Origin of the sequence: Xylanibacter ruminicola 23 (genome assembly GCF_000025925.1) — a bacterium.
Classification (GTDB): Bacteria; Bacteroidota; Bacteroidia; order Bacteroidales; family Bacteroidaceae; genus Prevotella; species Prevotella ruminicola.
On sequence record NC_014033.1, the window covers coordinates 2,314,456 to 2,338,201 of the forward strand.

The 23,746-nt window shown below is 47.6% G+C and carries 23 protein-coding genes; 11 read left to right on the forward strand and 12 right to left on the reverse strand.

Translation table 11 applies throughout. The annotated features are described in order from the left end of the window. Nucleotides 1–765, reverse strand: a complete 765-nt coding sequence (locus PRU_RS09950) for a 5'-nucleotidase C-terminal domain-containing protein (RefSeq protein ID WP_013064242.1) — start codon at nucleotides 763–765, stop codon at nucleotides 1–3. Nucleotides 766–939: 174 nt separating this feature from the next. Here PRU_RS09950 and rplS point away from each other — a divergent pair, with 174 nt between their 5' ends. Next, nucleotides 940–1,299, forward strand: coding sequence for a 50S ribosomal protein L19 (rplS, locus tag PRU_RS09955; protein ID WP_013065233.1), 360 nt, complete (start codon nucleotides 940–942; stop codon nucleotides 1,297–1,299). Nucleotides 1,300–1,341: 42 nt separating this feature from the next. On the opposite strand, the gene PRU_RS16115 is transcribed toward rplS, so the two are convergent. Continuing rightward, complete coding sequence (locus tag PRU_RS16115; protein WP_155267466.1) at nucleotides 1,342–1,494, reverse strand: hypothetical protein; 153 nt, start codon at nucleotides 1,492–1,494, stop codon at nucleotides 1,342–1,344. A gap of 70 nt (nucleotides 1,495–1,564) precedes the next feature. Between PRU_RS16115 and PRU_RS09960 the strand changes: the two genes are divergently transcribed. From PRU_RS09960 to PRU_RS09970, 3 genes are read left to right on the forward strand one after another with little or no spacing between them, the layout of a single operon-like run. After that, entirely contained in the window at nucleotides 1,565–2,758 is a 1,194-nt protein-coding gene (locus tag PRU_RS09960) for a phosphoribosylaminoimidazolecarboxamide formyltransferase (RefSeq protein ID WP_255397378.1), read from the forward strand. A gap of 29 nt (nucleotides 2,759–2,787) precedes the next feature. After that, on the forward strand, nucleotides 2,788–2,976 hold the full coding sequence (locus PRU_RS09965) for a hypothetical protein (RefSeq protein ID WP_013064993.1): 189 nt from the start codon (nucleotides 2,788–2,790) through the stop codon (nucleotides 2,974–2,976). A gap of 21 nt (nucleotides 2,977–2,997) precedes the next feature. Further along, entirely contained in the window at nucleotides 2,998–4,251 is a 1,254-nt protein-coding gene (locus PRU_RS09970; RefSeq protein WP_013065744.1) for a glycosyl hydrolase 53 family protein, read from the forward strand. A gap of 25 nt (nucleotides 4,252–4,276) precedes the next feature. Here PRU_RS09970 and PRU_RS09975 read toward each other — a convergent pair whose 3' ends face one another. The 9 genes from PRU_RS09975 to PRU_RS10015 all read right to left on the reverse strand — a co-directional run bounded on the left by PRU_RS09975 (nucleotide 4,277) and on the right by PRU_RS10015 (nucleotide 12,971). Further along, nucleotides 4,277–5,608, reverse strand: a complete 1,332-nt coding sequence (locus PRU_RS09975; protein ID WP_013065148.1) for a TolC family protein — start codon at nucleotides 5,606–5,608, stop codon at nucleotides 4,277–4,279. Nucleotides 5,609–5,614: 6 nt separating this feature from the next. Beyond that, nucleotides 5,615–6,727, reverse strand: a complete 1,113-nt coding sequence (locus PRU_RS09980; protein ID WP_013063976.1) for an efflux RND transporter periplasmic adaptor subunit — start codon at nucleotides 6,725–6,727, stop codon at nucleotides 5,615–5,617. A 44-nt stretch (nucleotides 6,728–6,771) separates the two neighbouring features. Further along, nucleotides 6,772–8,016 carry an ABC transporter permease gene (locus PRU_RS09985; RefSeq protein ID WP_013064804.1) on the reverse strand — a complete coding sequence of 415 codons (1,245 nt, stop codon included), beginning with the start codon at nucleotides 8,014–8,016 and terminating at the stop codon, nucleotides 6,772–6,774. 31 nt (nucleotides 8,017–8,047) lie between these two features. Continuing rightward, complete coding sequence (locus PRU_RS09990; protein WP_013064327.1) at nucleotides 8,048–9,304, reverse strand: ABC transporter permease; 1,257 nt, start codon at nucleotides 9,302–9,304, stop codon at nucleotides 8,048–8,050. Nucleotides 9,305–9,386: 82 nt separating this feature from the next. Further along, on the reverse strand, nucleotides 9,387–10,106 hold the full coding sequence (locus PRU_RS09995; RefSeq protein ID WP_013064621.1) for an ABC transporter ATP-binding protein: 720 nt from the start codon (nucleotides 10,104–10,106) through the stop codon (nucleotides 9,387–9,389). 41 nt (nucleotides 10,107–10,147) lie between these two features. Then, on the reverse strand, nucleotides 10,148–10,510 hold the full coding sequence (locus tag PRU_RS10000) for a GntR family transcriptional regulator (protein ID WP_013065157.1): 363 nt from the start codon (nucleotides 10,508–10,510) through the stop codon (nucleotides 10,148–10,150). Then, nucleotides 10,494–11,330: a hypothetical protein gene (locus PRU_RS10005; protein WP_013063679.1), complete on the reverse strand. Its 837-nt coding sequence runs from the start codon at nucleotides 11,328–11,330 to the stop codon at nucleotides 10,494–10,496. The genes PRU_RS10000 and PRU_RS10005 overlap by 17 nt, the downstream gene beginning before the upstream one ends. A 5-nt stretch (nucleotides 11,331–11,335) precedes the next feature. Then, nucleotides 11,336–12,136, reverse strand: coding sequence for a hypothetical protein (locus PRU_RS10010; protein ID WP_013064987.1), 801 nt, complete (start codon nucleotides 12,134–12,136; stop codon nucleotides 11,336–11,338). A 19-nt stretch (nucleotides 12,137–12,155) separates the two neighbouring features. Next, nucleotides 12,156–12,971 (reverse strand): ABC transporter ATP-binding protein, encoded by an 816-nt coding sequence (locus PRU_RS10015; protein ID WP_013065276.1) that lies wholly within the window; start codon nucleotides 12,969–12,971, stop codon nucleotides 12,156–12,158. Between the two features lie 568 nt (nucleotides 12,972–13,539). Here PRU_RS10015 and PRU_RS10020 point away from each other — a divergent pair. Together PRU_RS10020 and PRU_RS10025 are read left to right on the forward strand one after the other, a co-directional pair. Further along, nucleotides 13,540–14,952, forward strand: coding sequence for a YfjI family protein (locus PRU_RS10020; RefSeq protein ID WP_041386084.1), 1,413 nt, complete (start codon nucleotides 13,540–13,542; stop codon nucleotides 14,950–14,952). Nucleotides 14,953–15,043: 91 nt separating this feature from the next. Then, entirely contained in the window at nucleotides 15,044–17,653 is a 2,610-nt protein-coding gene (locus tag PRU_RS10025) for a glycoside hydrolase family 3 C-terminal domain-containing protein (protein WP_013065423.1), read from the forward strand. Here the strand turns inward: PRU_RS10025 and PRU_RS10030 are convergent, their stop codons facing one another. Continuing rightward, a complete protein-coding gene (locus PRU_RS10030) occupies nucleotides 17,654–18,538 on the reverse strand; it encodes an NAD kinase (RefSeq protein ID WP_013063591.1) in 885 nt (294 codons plus the stop codon). Between the two features lie 106 nt (nucleotides 18,539–18,644). Here PRU_RS10030 and PRU_RS10035 point away from each other — a divergent pair, with 106 nt between their 5' ends. The 5 genes from PRU_RS10035 to PRU_RS10055 all read left to right on the forward strand — a co-directional run bounded on the left by PRU_RS10035 (nucleotide 18,645) and on the right by PRU_RS10055 (nucleotide 23,706). Next, nucleotides 18,645–19,217: a DJ-1 family glyoxalase III gene (locus PRU_RS10035; protein ID WP_013064333.1), complete on the forward strand. Its 573-nt coding sequence runs from the start codon at nucleotides 18,645–18,647 to the stop codon at nucleotides 19,215–19,217. Further along, nucleotides 19,217–19,879 carry a 2-C-methyl-D-erythritol 4-phosphate cytidylyltransferase gene (locus tag PRU_RS10040; protein ID WP_013064790.1) on the forward strand — a complete coding sequence of 221 codons (663 nt, stop codon included), beginning with the start codon at nucleotides 19,217–19,219 and terminating at the stop codon, nucleotides 19,877–19,879. The genes PRU_RS10035 and PRU_RS10040 overlap by 1 nt, the downstream gene beginning before the upstream one ends. Beyond that, the gene (recG, locus tag PRU_RS10045; protein ID WP_013065155.1) at nucleotides 19,879–21,972 is read left to right on the forward strand and encodes an ATP-dependent DNA helicase RecG; all 2,094 of its coding nucleotides are present in this window, start codon (nucleotides 19,879–19,881) and stop codon (nucleotides 21,970–21,972) included. Before PRU_RS10040 ends, recG begins: the two co-directional genes overlap by 1 nt. A gap of 89 nt (nucleotides 21,973–22,061) precedes the next feature. Continuing rightward, nucleotides 22,062–22,610: a C40 family peptidase gene (locus tag PRU_RS10050; RefSeq protein WP_013064209.1), complete on the forward strand. Its 549-nt coding sequence runs from the start codon at nucleotides 22,062–22,064 to the stop codon at nucleotides 22,608–22,610. Nucleotides 22,611–22,770: 160 nt separating this feature from the next. Beyond that, nucleotides 22,771–23,706, forward strand: coding sequence for a M23 family metallopeptidase (locus tag PRU_RS10055; RefSeq protein ID WP_013064255.1), 936 nt, complete (start codon nucleotides 22,771–22,773; stop codon nucleotides 23,704–23,706). Nucleotides 23,707–23,746 lie beyond the last annotated feature (40 nt).

Sequence of the window (23,746 nt, forward strand, 5' to 3'; positions counted from 1 at the left end):
TTACTGGATTTTAATACGTCCTTCAACTTTAGAATCTACTTCAACACCACGAGCCTGATGATCCTTGAAATAGTTCATAATCAGGAATCGGGTGTTATTGCTCTTTGCATCGGGGGCGATAATATCCCTACCCTCTTTAAGAACAGGCATACCATCGTTACCCTCAATCAGGTAATTGATAGTAGCAATACGATAATCGGCCTTAGGGTCGATTTCCTTACCATGCAGCTTACCCGACAGCAGTTTGCCATCCTCAGTGGCCACAATCTCCACGCCATGACTTACACCCTCGCCACCACGATGAGCAATCTGGGCATACAGCGTAAGAACCTGCTCGCCTGTAAGTGTAATAAAGCAAATCTTGTTCTCGAAAGGTGCCACATCAAGCACATCGCCATAGGTTACCTTACCCTTTGTCAGGTCGGCACGTATTCCACCCATATTGTAAATACCCAATACAGGATCCTCGCCATAATCCTTACCCGACCATACCAGAATATCGGCCAGGAGATTAGAGAGATTACTCTCAGGACGTGTGGCATGCATGTTACGTGCCACGGTACCAACAATGGGCCCCATAATACTGTCGTTTACATGCTTGTAAGGCTCAAGAAACTTCACAGCAGCCTCATCAGGATTCTGATCGTAACGACTGTCTACAATCACGCGAGTGCGCTCAATACCAGTTAGTTGGAATTGTTTGGGTGCACACGAAACCAATAATAAAGAGGCTAATGAAGCATAAAAAACATGTCTTTTATCCATCTCAACTTAATTTAATGGTGCAAAAATACAAAAAATATCCGAAATATTTCTTTGATTCCAAAAAAAGTTGTACCTTTGCACCCGCTTTTCGGCGTAATCGCTGGCAGGAAGTTTCGTGAGGCCTGTTATGTTGCGTTGGAACGATACAACAATTTAATTACATATTAAAGTACAATGGATTTAATTAAGATTGCTGAAGAAGCATTTGCAACCGGCAAGAAGTTCCCAGAGTTCAAGGCTGGTGACACAATCACTGTCGCTTACAAAATTATCGAGGGTTCAAAGGAGCGTATCCAGCTCTATCGTGGTGTAGTAATTAAGATTGCTGGTCACGGTGACAAGAAGCGCTTCACTGTACGTAAGATGTCAGGCACCGTTGGTGTAGAGCGTATCTTCCCAATCGAGTCTCCCAACATTGAGAGCATCGAGGTTAACAAGGTAGGTAAGGTTCGCCGCGCTAAGCTTTACTATCTGCGCAAGCTCACTGGTAAGGCTGCTCGTATTAAGGAGAAGCGCCACAACGTTGGTGAATAAAAAAGAAAAAGAGGCTGCACCTAAGTGTGCGAGCCTCTTTTTTTATTCCCCATGCAGGGCGTGCTGAAAATCATCCCAACTCTGAAATCCTGCCAACAGCGCCAAACGGTCGAGTGTTTTCTTATCAGGTTTCTTCAGAATCTCCTTCTCTACTGCCTCCAGCAGCTTTCGAAGCGCCAATCGTTTCTTCTCCATGTTAATAATTTAAGTTTGGTGCAAAATTACAAAATTATTTTGTACCTTTGCACACAGAAATAAAAAAAATATCGCAAAAATGAAAGAATTAGCACTCAAGTACGGATGTAATCCCAATCAGAAGCCCTCGCGCATTTTCATGACCGAGGGTGAGCTACCTATCGAAGTCATCAACGGTCGTCCTGGATATATCAATTTCCTCGATGCTTTCAATGCCTGGCAGCTTGTTAAGGAGCTGAAGGCTGCTACCGGTCTGCCTGCAGCAGCTTCGTTCAAGCACGTTAGCCCTGCCGGTGCTGCAGTTGGTCTGCCTCTGAGCGACACACTGAAGAAGATCTACTTTGTAGATGACGTGAAGGACCTTGATGAGAGCCCCATCGCTTGTGCTTATGCACGTGCCCGTGGTGCCGACCGCATGTCGAGCTATGGCGACTTTGTAGCTCTGAGCGACACCTGCGATGCTACCACCGCCAAACTGCTGAAGCGTGAGGTGAGCGATGGCGTGATTGCGCCTGATTTTACACCTGAGGCTATCGAGATACTGAAAGATAAGCGTAAGGGTACCTACAACGTGATTAAGATTGATCCTAACTACGTACCCGAGCCTATCGAGCGTAAGCAGGTATTCGGCATCACCTTCGAGCAGGGTCGTAACGAGATTAAGCTCGACGACGATGCACTCTTCGAGAACATGCCTACACAGAATAAGACCTTTACTGCCGAGGCTAAGCGCGACCTGATTATCGCACTTATCACCCTGAAATATACTCAGTCTAATTCAGTTTGCTATGTAAAGGATGGTCAGGCCATTGGTATCGGAGCTGGTCAGCAGAGCCGTATCCACTGCACACGCCTGGCTGGTAACAAGGCTGATATCTGGTGGCTGCGCCAGCATCCAAAAGTGATGAATCTGCCTTTCATCGACAATATCCGCCGTGCTGATCGCGATAACACCATCGACGTATATATCTCAGAGGACCACGATGATGTACTGCGTGATGGCACCTGGCAGCAGTTCTTTAAGGAGAAGCCCGAGGTGCTGACGATGGAAGAAAAGAAGGCATGGATAGCTCAGAACACCAAGGTGGCTCTGGGTAGCGACGCTTTCTTCCCCTTTGGCGACAATATCGAGCGTGCTCATAAGAGCGGCGTAGAGTTCATTGCTCAGGCTGGTGGCTCAGTTCGCGACGACAATGTAATTGAGACTTGCGATAAGTATGGTATCGCAATGGCGTTTACTGGTGTACGTCTGTTCCATCATTAAACATTAAACATTAAACATTAAACATTTTAATGGACGATTTTCAGAACATTCTTGAGAACGGCATCAACTTCGGACGTGGAGGTGACAAGCCGAAAGACGATGGCAAGGTAAAAACCAAGGCCAAAAAGAAAAAGTATATCACTGGTGCTCATGGTAGTGGCTCTGCAAGGCAGAAAGCCAAATACCGTGAGCAACGGGCAAACAGACATAAGAAATAACACTCTTATAAAAAGGAACTAATGAAACTACTAAAACTACTATTCTCAGCTACCCTACCACTTCTGAGCACGAGCAATACTTTTGCTCAGAAGTACGTAGGTGGCGATATCTCCATGCTACCCAAATACGAAGAGGCTGGCGTGGCATATAAGGATCAAGCAGGTAATACAGTAACTGATGTACTGGCATTCTTTAAGCAAGAAGGCCTGAATGCTATGCGTGTGCGCTTGTTTGTCGACCCGAGCAAGGACAACGACAAGGCCGTATGTCAGGATCTGGAGTATGTAAAAACCTTAGGCAAGCGCATTAAGAACGCGGGCTTAAAACTAATACTCGACTTTCATTATAGCGACACCTGGGCCGATCCTGGCAAACAGTGGACACCCGATGCGTGGAAATCGCTTACTGACGAGCAACTGAACACCAAGATTTACGAGTACACCAAAGATTGCTTGGAGCAGTTGACAGCCGCAGGGTCAACACCCGACTTTATCCAAACAGGCAATGAGATTTCGTTCGGCATGCTATGGGGCACCAAAGCAGTAGCTGATGGCAATAACACCAATCGCTGTTATACCAACTCGCCCGCAGCCAACTGGACGCGCTTTATCAGCCTATTGAAACAGGCAGGCAAGGCTTGTCGCGAGGTGTGTCCTGAGGCCAGAATCATTATCCATAGTGAACGTACCCCAGATACCGATGTGCTTGCAGATTTCTTCGACCGTATGAAGACAGCCTCGCTCGATTTCGATATCATCGGTCTGAGCTACTACCCTGCCTATCATGGCGATCTGAACCAACTCGAAGCGGCCATCACAACCTTGGAGAACAAGAATTATGGCAAGGACATCATGGTGGTAGAAACTGGCTACAGCTATGCATGGGCATTAAGCGAGACCACATTCGATTATAGAGCCACCTACCCTTACAGCGAAGAGGGCCAGCGACAGTTTACCGCCGACCTTGTGACGATGCTGAACAAGCACGAATCAGTAAAGGGCCTGTTCTGGTGGTGGATGGAAGATAACGGAGAAAAAGGTGTTACTGATGGTTGGTGGAACGCAGCCTTATACAATCACAAAACAGGGCAACCCTACGCAGCCTTCTACGAGCTGAAGAACTTTGCCAACAGCAGTACCGGCATACAAGGTGTTAAGAATGGTAGATGCGAGGATTGTGCATGGTACTCGATGGATGGGAGGCGATTAGCCAGCACGCCATCCAAAAACGGCATATACATCAAGAACAAACAAAAAGTAGCTTTTCGCAAATAGAAAAGCTACTTTCTGTTTTTATGCATTAGAAGTTCAAATCCTTACCTCGGTAGAACTCTAACAGGGCCTGCTGGTAGAGATTCTCGTATCGGGCCTGAACCAGATCCGACTCTGATTTCATATAATTATTCTTAGCCTCGTTAAACTCCGTGATAGTAGCTTTACCATTCTCGTACTTAGCCTGTACCAGATCGAAGGCATCCTTCGAACTCTTAACAGCCTCAGCAGAGCTCTGAGTCTTGGTCTGCGCATTCAGGGCATTATAGTACACCTGCTGAATCTCCTTATACAGGGTTTTCTTGGTGTTGTCGAGCTGCAGCTGCTGATTAGCCTGATCTACACGTGCACTACGAATGCGATTCCGGGTAGAGAAACGGTTAAAGATAGGCACACTCAGATTTAAGCCGATATACTGACTGAAGTTGTTCTCCAACTGCTTACCCAAACCATCTGACTTGAGACCTGAAGTGGTGTAGTAGTTAGTACCCAAACCGCCACTGAGCGAGAGTGTAGGATAGTAACCTGCCTGAGCAATCTTAATGCTATGAGCAGCACCCTTCAGTTTTAACTGCTGTGAGAGAATCTCTGGTTTGATACCAAGCGCCTCTGCATAAACCTGATCAGGAGTAACAATATTAACCAGATTGGCAATCATATCCAAATCTTCTTTGGTTGGGCGATTAATTGCGAATCCCTCAGGTGTATCAAGTTCCAGCAGTTGGGTTAGCGTCAGGACGGCCAGACGCATATTGTTATCTGCCTGAGTAGCAGTCAGCTTACTGTTGGCCAGAGTAGCTTTCTGCTGTGAGAGTTCAACACCACTGGCCTTACCATTATCAACAAAAGCCTGAAGTCGAGCCACCTGAGCAGAGTCGATTTCAATCTGGCGATGAGCCACATCAGCCATCTCCATATCGTACAGAATCTGCACATAAGCCTGAGCCACCTGCATGCGGATATCGTTCTTAGCCTTCTCCAGATCAGCAGTAGCTGCTTCGAGATTCAGCTGATTCAGTTTAATCTGGTTGGGGATCTCGAAACCTGTGAACAAAGGTACACTTGCGCCCAACTGCAGCGATGTGCTACTGGTATTCTTATTGGTATAGGTATTATCCATTGTCAAACCACGTCCGAACGAGAAGTTCTGACTTACACTACCGCTCAAATCTGGCAAACGCGAGTTCTTGGCAGTAGAGAGTTGTATCTCCTGCTGGCGGCACTGGTTCTGCTGCTGCTTAATGCCGATATTATGCTCCACTGCATATTCACAGCATTCACGCAAGCCCCATGCCTTCTGGGCACTAGCAGTACCAAGGCCCAGCGAACCAATCATCAATGCAAAAACATATCTTTTCATAATCGCTTATTTTTCATTATCGTCTGTAACAATCTCTGGGCCACGTACCTTATCCTTGGCAGTTATACCCTTCTTAATCTCAATGTTCACACCGTCAGAGAGACCTGTTTCAACAAAAGTGCGATCGTAGGTTTTATTTTTGCCTTTACCTTTGATCACGTAAACAAAGGTGCTGTCGCCACTAAACTCGATGGCGCTTTCTGGGATGCAGAGCACCTTGTTGGCCTTGTCCAACACGATTTCGGCATTAGCACTGTAGCCAGAACGGATTTTTCCACCCTCTACAAGTTTTACAGCTGCCTTAATCTCAAACTGGTTGGTTCCGTTGCTCTCGATAGCCTTTGGCGAGATGTATTCCAATGCAGCATCAAACTTCAGGTCCTGCAGGGCACCAATCGTAATTTTCATATTCATGCCGTTAACCAACTGTCCTACCTCAGTCTCATCGATATTACCACGGAAAATCAAATCCTTCATATTAGCCACTGTGGCAATCGTGGTACCATCGTTAAAGGTATTCGACAGGATAACCGAATTACCCACCTTAACAGGGATATCGAGAATAACACCGCTAATGGTAGAACGGATGAGAGTTGAAGAAGCTTTAGCATTCGACTTCGACACACCATCGCGCACCACTTCGAGAGCATCCTGTGCAGCCAGCTTTTCGTGCTTGGCCTGATTCAGGCTAATCTTAACCTTATCAAACTCATCAGCACTCACCAGTTTCTGGTTAAAGAGGTTCTGCTCACGCTCGAAATCAGTCTGAGCCTGCTTCAGGTTGATCTCAGCCAGACGTACACGCATCTCAGCACTCGACAGCTGGGCCATATCAGGAATCACCTTAACCTTAGCTATCACATCGCCAGCGTTCACATAGTCGCCAGGCTCTTTCAACAATTCTGAGATGATACCAGAGATCTGGGGTTTGATATTCACCTCGTTACGGGGCTCAATCTTACCTGTAATAATGGTGGTTTTCTGGATGCTGTCGAGCTTTGGAGTAAACTCGTTGTAAACAACTTCCTTGGGCTGGCTCTTCTGCCACAGGAACACGAATGTTCCGATGAAAATCAACGCGATAATAGCGGCGATAATCAGTTTGCTGTACTTTTTCATACTTCTTATAGTTTTTATTATTATATTCTATATTTTTGCTAATTTTACTCGTCTCTCATTGCGTCTACCGGTTTAATGCTCATGGCTCGAGCGGCAGGGGCTAATCCAGCTAACAAGCCAAGCGAGCTTACGATAAAGGCGCAGAATATAGCCGTCCAGAAGGTCACCTGGAAGTGAATACTCACGATGCCATCTTCTGTATTGGCCATTTCGAGCATCTGCAGTATCATGACGGCAAACAGGATGCCGCTCATACCCGCCACAAGCGTTAGCACAATGCTCTCGCTGATAATCTGCGATAGGATCATCTTAGGGGTAGCACCGATGGCACGACGGATACCGATCTCTGTGGTACGTTCCTTAACCGTTACCATCATGATGTTCGACACGCCTATGGCACCAGCCAAAAGAGTTCCAAGACCAACCAACCAGATGAGGATATTCACACCCTTAAACAGATTATTAATCAACTGGAACATCAGTTCGGTATTAAATACAAACACCCCTTGCTCGTCAGTAGGATCCACATAGTGCGCTCTGGCCACCGTCTCACGGATACGTGGTGTGATTTTACTCATCAGCACACCTGGGCGACCAATAGCAGCAATGACGTCAACGGCGTTACCACGATTAAAGGCTGCCTTCATCATCGTGATGGGAATGGTGACTCTTTCTTCTGATCGACCACCAATAGAAATACCGCCTGCACTATAATCGACACCCACCACCTCGTAATAGGTGGAATCCACACGTATTTTCTTTCCGCAAGGGTCGCCACCTTCCTTAAACAGGTCCTTGTAGATTTTTTTACCAATCACGCACACCTTGCGTTGTTCCTGTATGTCCATCTCGTTGATGAAACGACCGTAGTACATCTTTGGTGCGATGATTTTCACCATCTCAGGCACGGCACCCTGCATATTAGGTGTGGTCTTCTGGTCGCCATAGTAGGCCGTCGAGCCACGTCCCATCAGGATAGGAGCTACAGCTTCCAGTTCAGGAATCTGCTGTTTCAGGCGTTCCACATCCTTATAATCCATATACCAGCTACGCCCTTTACGGAACCCTTTATAGGGTTTCGAGGTCTGCTCGGCACCAACAATCACTGTATTCTGCGCAAAGCCTTCGAAATTGCTATACAACTTCTCCTTCACGCCCTTTCCGCCTCCCATCAGGGCAACAAGCATAAACACGCCCCAGAACACACCGAAACCGGTGAGGAACGAACGCGACTTGTTTCGCGTCAGCGTGTCGATGATTTCTCTGTATGAATCTATATCCAGTCTCATTTGACTATTTCACTATTTACGATTTTACAATTTAATCTGCGCGAAGTGCCTCAATGGGGCGGATTCTACTTGCTTTATAGGCTGGAATAAGTCCTGCGATAGTACCTGCAATCACCATCACCAGTGTGGCCTCGATACAAACATCCAGTCCCACGGTAGGGTTAACAAACAGTGTAAGCTTCTCAACTCCCAGGTCGGTAACCTCATGCCCCAGCGTTGCGTCCATATACTCATTAGCAAACACACCACACAGCATACCTACGTAGCCAAACAGGGTGGTGATAATAACACTCTCGACAATAATCAGTCGCAGGATGCTCCAAGGCTTTGCACCAATAGCCTTACGGATACCAAACTCGTGGGTGCGCTCCTTAACGGTGATGAGCATGATATTACTTACGCCCACGATACCAGAGAGCAGTGTGAAGAGTCCGATGACCCAAAGGAAAGTATGGATGATATCTATTCCTTTCTCCATCTGCTGGCTTTGAGCATAGTTATTCCATATCCAGATGCCGCGATCATCCTCAGGGTGAATCTGGTGCATACCATTCAGTCGGCGACGATAGTCCTTCTCAAAGGCCTCGTTGGCATCCTCAGAGGTCAATCCCTTAAACGTAAACTCGATGCTGCCCAGACTAGGTGTATCGGCGCCATAAATACTCTTGATCGCAGTGTAAGAAGAATAGGCTCTGCCATTACCTTCGCCACGGCTCTTGTAGATGCCAACAACCTTGAACGAGATATCGCCCACCTTGATATACTTGCCCAACAACGTTTTATAGTCCTTAGGTTCCAACTCCTTAGCCTGGTTATCACCGAGCACAATCACCTTACGGCGATCCTTCAGGTCGATATCATTAATGAATCGGCCACACAGCATGTGCTCTTTGACAATCTTGGTATGAATAGGATGCACACCTGCGATGCGGATATTCATGTAGTTCTCGCCATAGCTGGCAGTGCCACTGGTAAAATAGTTGGCTCCCACCTCGTCAATATTCTCAGTAAACTCTGTCCGAGTGGCTTCCAGGTCCTTCACGTTCAACTGTATATCGCGCCCTTCCTTCAAGCCTTTATAGGGCATCGAAGTCCAACCGCCATCAACCTCCATCGAGTTGGTCAGGAAGTCGCCGTTCATCTTCATCGTGGCATTGATGAGACCGTTTCCGGCTCCCAACAGCACGATGATCATAAAGATGCCCCACGCCACAGCAAATCCCGTGAGCGTAGTACGAAGTTTATTCCTTCGCGCTGTCTGCCATATTTCAGTTATTATATCGTGCATAATCTTTATTCTTTTGCAACGGACTACAGGACTTTACGATTTTTCCTTAGTCATTAAGTCGTGTTGTCCGTTGCTAAAAATACTACTTCATTAAACCTCCGCTGCCAAAAGGACTAGCATTATGATCGAGATTCTCTTCTATCTGACCTATGACACCATCCTTGATATGTACAATCTTGTTGGTTTCATTAGCCACACCGCTCTCATGAGTTACCACTACGATGGTCATGCCATCCTCTTGGTTCAGCTTCTTCAGCAGCTGCATCACCTCCACAGATGTCTTCGAGTCGAGTGCACCTGTAGGCTCATCGGCCAGGATAATCTGTGGACGGGTGATGAGTGCTCTGGCTATTGCCACACGCTGTTTCTGTCCTCCCGACAGTTCGTTGGGGTAATGTTCGGCCCAATCGGCCAAGCCCAGCTTATCCAGATATTCCATCGCCATCTGGTGACGCTTCTTTCTGGATACCCCTTGGTAGAATAATGGCAACTCAACGTTTTCCACGGCGGTCTTGAAAGAGATGAGATTAAAGCTCTGGAAAATAAAACCTATCATCTTGTTGCGATACTCGGCAGCCTTACGCTCTGAGAGGTTCCAGATGGGAGTTCCGGCGAGCTCGTAGCTCCCTGAGTCGTAGTTATCCAGAATACCTAAGATATTAAGCAGCGTGCTCTTACCCGAGCCCGAAGCACCCATGATGCTGACGAACTCACCCTTTGCGATGTCGAGCGAGATACCCTTCAGCACATGCAGTGGCTGGGCACCCTGATAGGTCTTGTTGATGTCTTTTAAATGTATCATTGTTATTTATAACTTAGTTTATTTGTATGTTTTGACGTAGCTTACTCGCCAAAAGTTGCATTATATGCATTTTTAACATCTTCTAACGTGATGCCTAACAGCTGCATCTGGCGGAATAATTCTGGCAGTCGCTCTTTCACGAACTCCTGCTTGCGCGCCTTCAGAATCTGCTGTTTGGCACCTGGAGTAACAAAGTATCCCAGTCCACGCTTGTTGTAGATGATTTCCTCGCGTGCCAACTGTTCATAGGCTTTTACAGCGGTATTAGTATTCACCTCGAGCAGCACGGCATACTCACGTACGCTGGGGATGCGATCATCGTCTTTATATACACCCGAGAGGATCTCCTCGCACAGCCTGTCGGCCATCTGGATGTAAATCGGTTTATCATTTGTAAAAGTCATAATTCAACCACTTATTAGTTATTAATTCAAATCCTTTGAAGATACGGAACGATAACCAGTAATTTACAACAGAGAAGACAGCGAAGAATGCTGTAAGTACATAGGTCATGGCACCAACCCCCTCTTCCATCACATCAGCTGTATAGTAAGTATAAAACATGCTTCCGCCATGATGACGCTTAAACCATACAAATGCTGTAATGCCTGCCACAAGTACAATGCTACTGATTACGAATGCATACTTGCGGAACAGCGTGCCACCAAGGGTATAGAAAGAATGCAACCATACGAGTCCACTCACCAGAAATGCCAGAGACATCAGGCGATAACCCAATGAATGATATGAACTTATACCATCAAATGTCATCATCTTAACCACTTCCGGAAAAACAAACGAATTCCACGAATCACCATAGAACAGAGCACGGAACACTACACGCAGCGTATCGCCTACGATAAACGACAGGTGCATCGTCAGGAATCCACATACAGTAGAGAATATGGTGGCTGCCAGAAACTTCTCTAAGTTGGTAGCAGGCAGCATCAGGAATGCCTGGCGATTTGGTTTCTTATCCAGCTCGACAAACAGGTTACAAATACCTGCCACTACACCAATAATGATGAAAACCACAAAGAATCCAGCCAGGCCACCAGTATGGGTTCCTACAGGTTCTGTAGAACGGAATATGCCCAACACCATCATCTCCCCCAAGAAAACACCCAGTATGAGTGTCAAGGCCCACATCAGCTTCGAGTGCATGTTTACACTGATCATCCAGCGCAAAGCCTTTCCAAATCTATTAATATCGAAACTATTCATAACTTTCAAATGTTTACAAATTTACCAATGTTCTGAGTGCGGCAGAAAATCCTGTACGACAACCAGTAGTTAACGATGGCCCAAATGCCGTAAACGGCATCAGAGATATGAAGCAGCGTAATAGCATCACCGTGAATCATATCAAACTGATTTTCGTAAGAAATAGGGAACAACCATGTTTGTACCATCGACAAGAAGATGAGCACCAATAAGGTGAAAATCCACGAGTACTTGTGCGAACGGAAGAAGGTGGCACCAAGGGCGAAACACGACTGAAGCCAAAGAAACAAAATAATCAGGGCATTAATAACCGTAACCTTCTTTGAGCCAATGGCTTCCCAATTAACAGTGAAAGGATTTAAGCGACCGAACAGAGCGCCTGTTACAGACTGCGGATTGTTACCTATCAGCCAGTTAAAAACATACTGCACCAAGTCGGCTCCAAAATAAGCTACAACTATAATACCTATTACAAAAATCCAAGTGGCATAGCGCATCAGGTATTTCTCGAAATTCGAGGCTGGCAACAACAACAGAGCCTGCATATCGTGTTTCCCTTTCATGCTGTTAAACATCATCGCTGGGCCTAAGGCTACTTGAATAAAAAACATCATCACCACAACCACGCAACAAGGTTTATAACCTGTATCAGCACCTTTCAGCCAATAAAAGCTGGTAGTAAAAAACAGGAACACCAGCGTAAGAAACACAAACATCTGGAGCAGCGAGCGCATGTAGTAGCTCTTGTCGTTAGTGAGCGACCAACGAGCCACCTTTGCAAACCTATGTATATTAAACTGTATCATAAGATTTAATGTTTAATCTCTAAATTTTACCCTCGTTTACAGCATTAAACAGCAACTCCAAATTAACCTGAGTTTCAGCACTATCCTCCTTGCGTGGTGCAATCACAGCATTACCCTGAAGCGAAGGCTCGGCATAAAGCACATCGTCCATCTCGGCAGGTGTGCGATACTCAAAAGTAAACTTCTCCTGGATATCAGCCACACTGGCATTCAGCAACAGCTTCTGTGGACTCAAGATAAGGATATGATCCAACAGCGATTCCACATCGTGCACCTGATGGGTTGAGATTATCAGCGTGCGATCGCCAGTCATATACTGGGTAACCACCTTACGGAACTGACTCTTCGAAGGGATATCCAGTCCGTTGGTAGGCTCGTCCATCAGTAGCACACGGGTGTTGGTAGCCAAGGCAAAGGCCATAAACACCTTTTTCTTCTGTCCCATCGAGAGGGCATTCAGTTTCAGGTCGGTGGTCAGTTCAAAATCCTTCAGACAGCCCTCCAGAACGGTTGTGCTGAACAAGGGATAGAAGGGGCGGTTGATCTTTACATACTCATCGAGCGACATAGCGGGCAGGTCGAACTCCTCAGGAACGATAAAGATATCCTGCAGTGTTTCAGGGCGGCGCAGTTTGGTCTCGATACCATCAAAGCTTACAGTACCCTTCTTGGGGCGCAGCAGTCCAGCAATCAGGTAAAGCAGTGTACTCTTACCTGTACCGTTCTTACCCAGCAGACCATAAATATTATCCTGCTTCAGTTCCAGACTGAAATCATCGAATACCAGGTTCTTACCACCTGCGTACTTAAAACTGATGTTGTTTACCTCGATCATAATTCTATTTAATTTTAATGTTCAATGTTACGTGTTATAGTGTACCACTTTAATAGTACACTGCAAAAGTAGAATAAAAACAAATACGCTCCAAGCTTTTATGCAAAAATCTGCAATCTATTAACACTATTTAGCACTTCAACCCTCACGCGTACATAACTAATAAACAGGGAGATAGTACGGCACTATCTATGAGATACTCGTAACTTATCTGGTAGATATCCGGCACTTATCTGCCCACGAAGTTACGGTTACTATTAATGGTAGCGATTGCTACATTTAATGGTAGCAAAAATTCCCATTAATGGGAACAATGGCAGCACAGTGTAACACTGTAACATACGACAGGAGAGAGAAAAAATATGGTCAAGATAGAACAAGTAATAGCTTATAAGATTATTTATATATTATAATATATAAATAATTAATATATAATATTATTATAATAATAGATATTATACAACCATGACCAAACTTTTTTTCGTTCCTGTCGTAAAATTAACGTTACACTCTTGGTAGATTGAAATATTTTTTGTACCTTTGCAGTGTAATCTTAAAAGACTGAATAATGACAAAAGAGACTAACTTAAATGACCGTTCAATCATCGAACGACAGATGCTATTCGCAGGTAAAGAAATCGAGAAGCTGATGGATGTATATCCCTGCTTACGCGAGGTGTGCAAGGGCCTTAAAACCGAGGCCTACCCTGCTGCTATGTTTGCATCGTCGGCCTTCCTGGGTACGCTGATGACACGTTGTACCTATCGTTTTTACCATCGCCCTCAGGAGTTGCGTCGCCTCAACTATAGCGTGTTCATCATTGGCGACCCTGGTTCAGGAAAATCGTTTGTAACCAATCTCTACGAACTTTTAGCCGGTCCTATCCGCAAAGTATCTAAGGAGGGGCAGAATGCCGAGAATCGCTATCGTCGCAAATACAAGGAGTGGCTGGACAACGGACAGAAAGGCGATGGCCCCAAGAAGCCCCAGGTAATTATCCGTACCCACCCTGCCCGTACATCCAACAAGGTGTTTATCGAAGACATGAAGCATGCCGTTGAGATGGTGGATGGCCAGGAGATGCACCTGCACATGCTCTCGTTCGACACAGAGCTCGACAATGCCATCAATCAGCAGGGCGAGGCATGGAGCAACAAGACCTATCTGGAATTGAAGGCTTTCCACAACGAGGAGGATGGACAGTTCTTCTCGAACTACGACTCAGAGCTTTGCGACTTCAATGTGTTTTGGAACTTTGTTTATACAGGCACACCCCGCGCTCTGAAAAACAAGGTGAATGCCAACAACGTAGGCAATGGATTCTCAACCCGACTGGCAGCTATTCCCATGCCCTCAACCCACTTCGAGATGCTGAAACGTGAGGAGTTGGAAGATGCGAACGTAGAGCCTGAGGAGCACAAAACCCTGCGCATGTGGGCCGAGCGATTAGACTCTACCCATGGCGAACTGCCCATTGGCAAACTGGTAGAAAGCACCTACGAATGGGCCAAGGAGCACATGGAAGAAGCCGAGGAGGACCAGTCGAAAACCGACGAACTGTTGCTTAAGCGTGTACCCTACTATGGCATCGCCGTAAGCGTACCTTTCATTATGATGCGCCATTGGGATGAGTGGCAGCAGCACCACACCCTCACTCTCGACGACACCGACCTGTACTTGTGCCGTTTGGCCATGAACATCCAGTTCGCATGCCAGCGCCATTTCTTTGGCAAATACTGGGATTACTACTTTATGCAGCAGGCTAACTGCATTAGCTATCCCACCCGCAAGCGCCACACCAAACTGATGCGTTCGCGTTACAGTGTTCTACCTGATGAATTCAGCGTGCCTTCCATGCAGATATTCCTAGGCGTGTCCCAGCGTACCGCCGAAAAGATGATAGAGCGCTGGCTCAACGATGGCTACATCAAGCGCATAGAACCCGGCAGGTACCAGAAATTATATCTCGAGCTAACATAATTGCTTATTGCAATTAAACTTTCTACCACTTACAACATCTAAGATTTACAGCATTATCTAACAATTACAACTATATCAAACAAACAGTGAAATGAAAAGGCTTTTAACTTTAACCATCGCGGCGATGATGGGGGCAAGTGTGTTTGCCCAGGTTAAGTATCCGTATCTGGATACAAAGTTATCAAACAAAGAGCGCGTTGAGAACTTGCTGAGTCTGCTCACACCCGAGGAGAAGGTGGGACTGATGATGAACAAGTCGATCTCGATCGACCGTCTGGGCATCCCTAGCTACAACTGGTGGAGCGAGGCTTGTCATGGTGTGCGTCAGGATGGCTATACGGTTTATCCACAACCCATCGGCATGGCAGCAGCCTTTAATGCACAGCTGTTCTACGATGTATTCTCGCAGGTGTCCGACGAAGCCCGTGCCAACTGGAACCGTACCGACCACAACGATCCTAAGCTGTTTAACGTGCCCATGGGCGTTACCTATTATCCTGGCAACCCTGAGCTTACGTTCTGGTGTCCGAATGTAAATATCTTCCGTGACCCTCGCTGGGGACGCGGACAGGAAACCTGCGGCGAGGACCCTTATCTGAATGCCGTATTAGGCGTACAGACCGTATTGGGTATGCAGGGTAACAACGACAAATACTTTAAAACCCACGCCTGCGCCAAGCACTATGCCGTGCATAGCGGTCCAGAGCCCTTGCGCCACTCTATGAACGTAGAGCCAACCAACCGCGACCTGTGGGAAACTTACCTGCCAGCCTTTAAGGCACTGGTAAAGAAAGGTAACGTGCGCGAGGTGATGTGCGCCTACCAGCGTTTCGAGGGTAAGCCCTGCTGCACCAGCGACCGTTTGTTGATTGATATCCTGCGTAACAAGTGGGGCTACGACGCCATCGTACTGACCGACTGCGACGCTATCAACAACTTCTTTAATCGTGGACAGCACGAAACCCATAAGGATGGCTTGTCGGCCTCGGTTGATGCTGTGTTGAACGGTACCGACCTGGAGTGCGGTAAGGTATTCATGTCGCTGGTTGAGGGACTGAAGAAAGGCCTCATCAAGGAGAGCGACCTTGACAATCATCTGCGTAAGACCCTGATGGGCCGCTTTGAGTTGGGTATGTTCGATCCTGCCGATATGCTACCTTGGGCCAAACTGGGTGCCGATGTGATTAGTAGCGAGAAGAACGATGCGATGGCTGTTCAGGCTGCACGCGAGAGTATGGTACTGCTGGAGAACAAGGCTGGTATCCTGCCACTCTCAAAGAGCATCAAAACACTGGCAGTGCTTGGTCCTAATGCCGACGATGTGAACATGCTGAATGGTAACTATGGTGGCACACCTACTGCCGCCCACCAGCACTCACTGCTCTCAGGTATCAAGGCTGCAGTACCTGGTGCCAAAATCATCTATAACAAAGCTTGCGAACTGAACGACGAATATACCACCATCCACCATCTGCAGGACTTTAACGATGGCAAGGGTGTGAAGGCAGAGTTTTATAATAATAAGGAATTAGCAGGCGAACCTGCCAAGACTGATTACTACAACGAGTTGAACTTCTCGACCTTTGGTGCCTGGGGATTTGCTCAGGGCGTGAATCGCGATACCCTCAGTGTTCGCATCAGCGGTAAGTACACCTCAACTTTTACTGGCGAAATGAAGTACACCCTGACTACTGACAACGGCTACGTGCTGAAGGTAAATGGCGAGGTAGTAGAAGAGGCTCAGGCAGGTGGCCGTCGTGGTTTCTTCGGATTTGGTCGCAAGCCCCAGTACAAGTCGTTCCCTGTTGAGGCAGGTAAGACCTACGACGTAGTCATCGAGTACAAGCATGGTAACGGACAGTTTGCTATGCTGCGTGGCGATATCTGCGAGCGCAACCTGGTTGACTTTACCGACCTGGCCAACCAGGTGAAGGAGGCCGATGCTATCGTGATCATCGGTGGCATCTCAGCCCAGATGGAAGGCGAAGGTGGCGACAAACAGGACATTGAGCTGCCAAAAGTTCAGCAGATGTTGGTAAAAGCTATGCACAAGACTGGCAAGCCTGTTATCTTTGTAAACTGCTCAGGTTCGGCCATTGCCTTTGGTAGTGTCGAGGGCGAGTACGATGCTCTGTTGCAGGCCTGGTATGCTGGTCAGGGTGGTGCTAAGGCTTTGGCCGAGGTGCTGTTTGGCGATTACAACCCTGGTGGAAAACTGCCCGTAACCTTCTATCGCTCTAACAACGACCTGCCCGATTTCCTCGACTACTCGATGAAGAACCGCACCTATCGTTACTTTACAGGTGTGCCTCAGTATGCATTCGGCTATGGTTTGAGCTACACCACCTTTGCGCTCGGCGATGCCAAGATTTCAGCCAAACAGATGAAAAAGAATGGTAAGGTAACCCTGACCGTACCTGTAACCAACACTGGCAAGCGCGAGGGAACCGAGACCGTTCAGGTATATGTAAAGCGTCTCGATGATGCAGGCGCACCTATCAAGGCCCTGAAGGGTTTCCAGAAGCTGAATCTGAAAGCAGGTGAGACACAGAAGGCCACCATAACACTGGATGGCGAGGCATTCGAGTATTACGATGAGATGATCGACGAACTGGCCACAAAGGCAGGTCGCTATCAGATTCTTTACGGTACCTCATCAATGGATAAGGACCTGAAAACCATCGATTTTGTTGTTAAGTAATCAGCGTGTATCAGCACCCCACATCATTTTTTCACGAAGGGTGTTGAAATAACGATGATCAGAACGCTTAACAACCTTGATATCATATGGGGCACGACGGAGCACAATCCTCGTGCCCTCTTTGCATTTCTCCGATCGACCGTCGATAGCCACCAGGAAGTTATGCGAGCGGCTCTCTACATCGAGCTCAATCACCGACGAATCGGCCAACACTATGGGGCGCACATTCAACGAATGGGGCGCAACTGCCGTCATCGAGAACACCTTGGTGCCAGGCACAATGATTGGGCCGCCATTTGAGAGCGAGTAAGCCGTTGAACCCGTAGGAGTAGAAATCACCAGTCCGTCAGCCTGATACGTATTCAGATACTGTCCGTTCACACTGGCACGTATCGAAATCATCGATGCTGTATCGCGTTTCAGGATGGCCACATCATTCAGTGCACAACTGCACTCTCCCAATGGTGCACCATCAGCCTCCACCTGTATCAGCGCACGACTCTCTACCGCATAGTCGTCGTTATAGAGTGCACGCATACAATGTTCGATATCATCGGGACTGATATCAGCCAGGAAACCCAGTCGGCCCATATTTACGCCTAAGATGGGGATATTCTTCTTGCCCACACGGCAAGCCGCCTTCAGGAATGTACCATCACCACCCATCGAAATCACAAAGTCGGCATCAAAATCATTGTCCGAGAAAACCTTAGTAGCCTTCACGTCCAGTCGCTGATTATCCTTCAGGAAGTAATAATACTCCATGTCAACATAGAGCTCCGCGCCATAGTTGGCGATCGTTGAGAGCACCTTCTGGATACTGGCCGATTTGCGGGCCTGATAAATATTGCCCAACAGGGCAAACCTGAGTTTACGATGTTCCATTCTTGTATCTTTTGGGTGCAAAGATATAAAAATTCGTGCAATTCGTGTAATTCGTGCCAAAAAATTTGTATCTTTGCCGTCAGAATAACAAATTATCGAGAATATTATGGCAAAAGTTTATGTTTTCCTAGCAGAAGGTTTCGAGGATGTAGAGGCCTTGATTCCTATAGATGTATTACGTCGTGGAGGTGTTGATGTAACCACCGTTAGCATCTCTGAATTTCCTTTGGTAACGTCGGCCCACGGCGTGAATATCGAAGCTGATATTCTGTTTGAGCAGGGCGAGTTCGATAATGCCGACCTGCTGATGCTGCCAGGTGGTATGCCAGGCGCCAGCAACCTGTTCAACCATTCTGGTTTGTGCGAAGCCCTGAAGGCTCAGTACCAGGCAGGCAAGAAGATATCTGCCATCTGTGCTGCTCCAGGCGTAGTACTCGCCCCACTGGGTATTCTGGAGGGCAAGCAGGCTACTTGCTATCCAGGCTTTGAGAAAGCATTAGCCGAGAATGGTGCCCGCTATACAGGCGATTTGGTAACCGTAGATAGTAACATCACCACTGCCGAGGGTCCTGCAGCAGCTTTCCCCTACGCCTACGAACTGCTCGGACAGTTGGTTGACAAGCAAACTGCCGACCAGATTGCCGAGGGTATGCGCTTTAAACATTTAATGCAGAAATAATGGATTATATTATCATAGTAGCAGGCGGTAAGGGCTTGCGCATGGGGTCGGACATCCCCAAGCAGTTTCTGCCCATTGGTGGCAAGCCCGTACTGATGCGCACACTGGAGCGATTCCGCGAGTACTCTAAGGACATCCAGATTATTCTGGTATTACCCGAAGCCCAGCAGGCCTATTGGCATCAGCTGTGCCAGGAGTACCATTTTGATGTGGAGTACACCTTAGCCAATGGCGGACAAACACGCTTCCACTCAGTACAGAACGGACTGGCCAAGGTACCCGATGATGCTATCGGCGTGGTAGGTGTACACGATGGTGTGCGCCCCTTCCCCAGTATCGAGGTAATTCGTAACTGCTATACGACAGCAAGAGAAAAAAAGGCCGTCATTCCAGTCATCCCCGTTGTTGAGACCGTACGCCATCTGGAAGGCGACCAATCCAAAACAGTGCCTCGCGATGCCTATCGACTGGTGCAGACACCCCAGACCTTCGACATCCAACTGCTGAAGGCAGCCAATCGTCAGCCCTACAACGACGGTTTTACTGATGACGCCTCGGTAGTTGAAGCATTCGGCTACAACATTACCTTGGTAGAAGGCAACCGCGAAAACATCAAGATTACCACTCCCTACGATTTAAAAATCGCAGAGGTTCTTATATAATGGACATACTCAATCAGGATATCAAATACTTACCCGGCGTGGGACCTAACCGTAAGAAGATGCTGAGCAACGAGCTTGGCATTGAGAGTTACGGCGACCTGCTGGAGTACTACCCCTACAAATACGTCGACCGCTCGAAGGTGTACACCATCCACGAGCTTACGGGCGACATGCCGTTTGTACAGGTGGTAGGACATATCCTGAGTTTCGAGACCTTTCCGATGGGCCCGCGTAAGGAGCGCGTAGTGGCACACTTTACAGATGGCACCGGCATCTGTGACCTTACCTGGTTTAATGGTGGCAAATACGCCAAACAGAATTATAAGATAGGTACCGAGTATCTGGTGTTTGGCAAACCCACTGTGTTTAACAACCGCATCAACTTCACCCATCCCGACCTGGATGATGCTTCTAAGGTTGATCTCACAGCGATGGGACTTCAGCCCTATTACAACACCACCGAGAAGATGAAGAAGAGCGGATTGAACTCGCGTGCCATCGAACGACTCACCAAGACGCTCATCGAGAAACTTCCGCCACAACCCGAAACCATCCCCGATTTTATCTACCAGCCCTTGCATCTGGTAGGTCGTGACTTCGCCCTGCGCACGGTACACTATCCACAGAACGCCAAGGACCTGGAGCGTGCCCGATTGCGTTTGAAGTTCGAGGAACTGTTTTTTATACAACTTAATATATTAAGGTACGCGAGCGATCAGCGTCGCAAGTTCCGTGGGTATGTATTCTCTACGGTAGGCGATGTATTCAACACTTTCTATAGTCAGTATCTGCCCTTCCCACTCACAGGTGCCCAGAAGCGTGTGATTAAGGAGATTCGCAAGGATATGGGTTCTGGCCGCCAGATGAACCGATTGTTGCAAGGTGATGTGGGTAGCGGTAAAACACTTGTGGCACTGATGTCAATGCTGATTGCCATCGATAACGGCTATCAGGCCTGTATCATGGCCCCAACCGAAATCCTGGCCGAACAGCATCTGCAAACCATCATGGGATTCCTCAAGGATATGAACCTGCGCGTAGCCCTGCTTACCGGTATGGTAAAGGGGAAACGTCGCGAAGAGGTGCTCGAAGGTCTGTTGGATGGTACCATCAACATTCTGGTGGGCACCCACGCTGTCATCGAGGATACTGTGCAGTTTGCCCGATTAGGCTTTGTGGTGGTCGATGAGCAGCACCGCTTTGGTGTGGCCCAGCGCGCCAAGCTTTGGAGTAAGAGCACTAACCCACCCCACGTATTAGTGATGACTGCCACGCCTATCCCACGCACCTTAGCCATGACTCTGTATGGCGATCTCGACGTGAGCATTATCGACGAGTTGCCTCCAGGCCGTAAGCCCGTACAAACCACACATGTGTTTGATTCGCGTATGACGTCGCTCTACGATGGCATCCGTCGGCAGATTAACGAGGGCCGACAGGTTTACATCGTGTTCCCCCTGATCGAAGAGAGTGCCAAGAGCGACCTAAAGAACCTTGAAGATGGCTTTGAGGTACTGCGCGAAGCCTTCCCCGAGTTCCGGTTGAGTAAGGTACACGGACGTATGAAACCTAAGGACAAAGAGGAGGAGATGCAACGCTTTGTACGTGGTGAGACACAGATACTTGTGGCAACAACGGTGATCGAGGTAGGTGTGAATGTTCCTAACGCCTCAGTCATGGTTATTCTCGAGGCCCAACGCTTCGGACTGGCCCAGTTGCACCAGCTCCGAGGTCGTGTAGGTCGAGGTGCCGACCAGTCGTATTGCATTCTCGTCACTCCCTTCAAACTGAGCGAGGACACCCGCAAGCGTATCGACATTATGTGCGATACCAACGACGGTTTCCGTATAGCCGAGGCCGACCTGAAACTCCGTGGTCCTGGCGACCTGGAAGGCACCCAGCAGAGTGGTATGGCTTTCGATTTAAAGATTGCTGACATAGCCCGCGATGGACAGATTGTGCAGATGGCCCGCGACGAGGCACAAAAGATTATTGACGAGGACCCAGAATGTAACTCTGAGAAATTCAGCATGTTATGGAACCGACTGCGCCAATTACGTAAAACAAATATTAATTGGGCGGCTATATCCTAAAACTATGTTAACTTGTGCTGTTATCGCGCACGTAGTTTAAAAAAAATTACTACCTTTGCAGCAGAAATCTTTTTCTATTGCAAACCATTATGAAGAAATTGTTTATATTTGCCCTGATGTTGATGCTTTCTATGAGCGACCTCGCTCTTGGAAAGGTTAACCCTGACCAGGCTCCAGACGAGGAGGAGATTGGCAACTTCGACTTCATTTATGGAACACAAGACGATTTGAACGAGGCATTCGAGAAGACCGAGATGATTATGAGCGAGGCTTTCTCACACATGGGTGCCCGCTACCGCTCAGGTGGTAAAGGTCCAAGCGCTTTCGACTGCTCTGGCTTTACCAGCTATGTTTACAAGCAGCAAACCGATTTGTTTATCGGTGCTTCATCAAGAGATCAGTATGCACGCAATATCCCCATCACCCGCGATGAGTTGCAGAGTGGCGACCTGGTATTCTTTACCAGTCCACGTTCTGGTCGAGGTGTTGGCCATGTAGGTATCGTGGTTGATGTAGATCCCATCAACAATACATTTACCTTCATTCACGCCAGTACCAATAACGGTATTACTATCAACAGTTCTACCGACTCGGGTTACGCCCGTCGTTACATCGGTGCACGTAGAGTGCAGCAGTAAACGGAAATCGACACATTTAGCCATATTAACCTGAAAAAACAACAAAATATCGGCGAAAGTGTTAAAAGTGAACAAAAAACACCAATATATTTCCGTTTTTCATGCAATATTAGTACCTTTGCACCGGATTTTTTAATTTGATATTAACTCAACTAAGTATATGAACATTAAAAGCTTTAAGAAAATAGCTGTTTTGGCATTCTCAGTTTTTGTTGCAGCCCCCGCGTCTGCACAGGATCTGTTGGCTAAGCAGGCACCAGTCGATCGCAAGATGAAGGCAGTCGACTCGATGGTTCTCAAGCGAATCATTGAGCAGGAGGAGAAGTACAACCCCTCAGCCGACCTCTACGAAGACTGGAATAATGTATATGCCCACCGCGAAACAGTACTCCCCGACTCATTCCGTATCGACCTGAGAGGTTTCCACATGCCTACCGATAGCCGTGTGCTCACCTCAAACTTCGGCGCACGTTGGGGACGTCAGCACAAGGGCCTCGACATCAAAGTATATATTGGTGATACCATCCGCGCCGCCTTCAGCGGTAAGATCCGTATCGTAAAATATGAGCCTAAGGGTTATGGTAAGTACGTAGTTATCCGCCACCACAATGGTCTGGAGACTATCTATGGTCACATGTCAAAGCACCTGGTAGTTGAGAATCAGGAGGTTAAGGCTGGTGATCCTATCGGATTGGGTGGTAACACTGGTCGTAGTACTGGTTCACACCTGCACTTCGAGACACGTCTTTGCGGTGTAGCCCTGAACCCAGCTCTGCTGTTCGACTTCCGCAATCAGGATGTTGTAGGCGATTTCTACATGTTCCGTCGCAGCAAGTACGCTGCTGAGTCGGCTATGGCCACTCGTCTGCGTGGTGTTGGTGGTGTAACCGCTGGCGATAACGATCAGGACGACGAGCTCGAGATTGCAACAGCCCCACGTACATCATCTAATGTACACTTCCACAAGGTTAAGAAGGGCGATACCCTGCAGGCCATTGCCCGCAAGCATCACACCACGATTGCTAAGCTCTGCGAGCTGAACCACATCGGCAAGAACATACGCTTGCGCCCAGGACAAATTTTGAAATACAACTAAAAAAATATCAGGAATCCCGTCAAGTTGACGGGATTTTTTT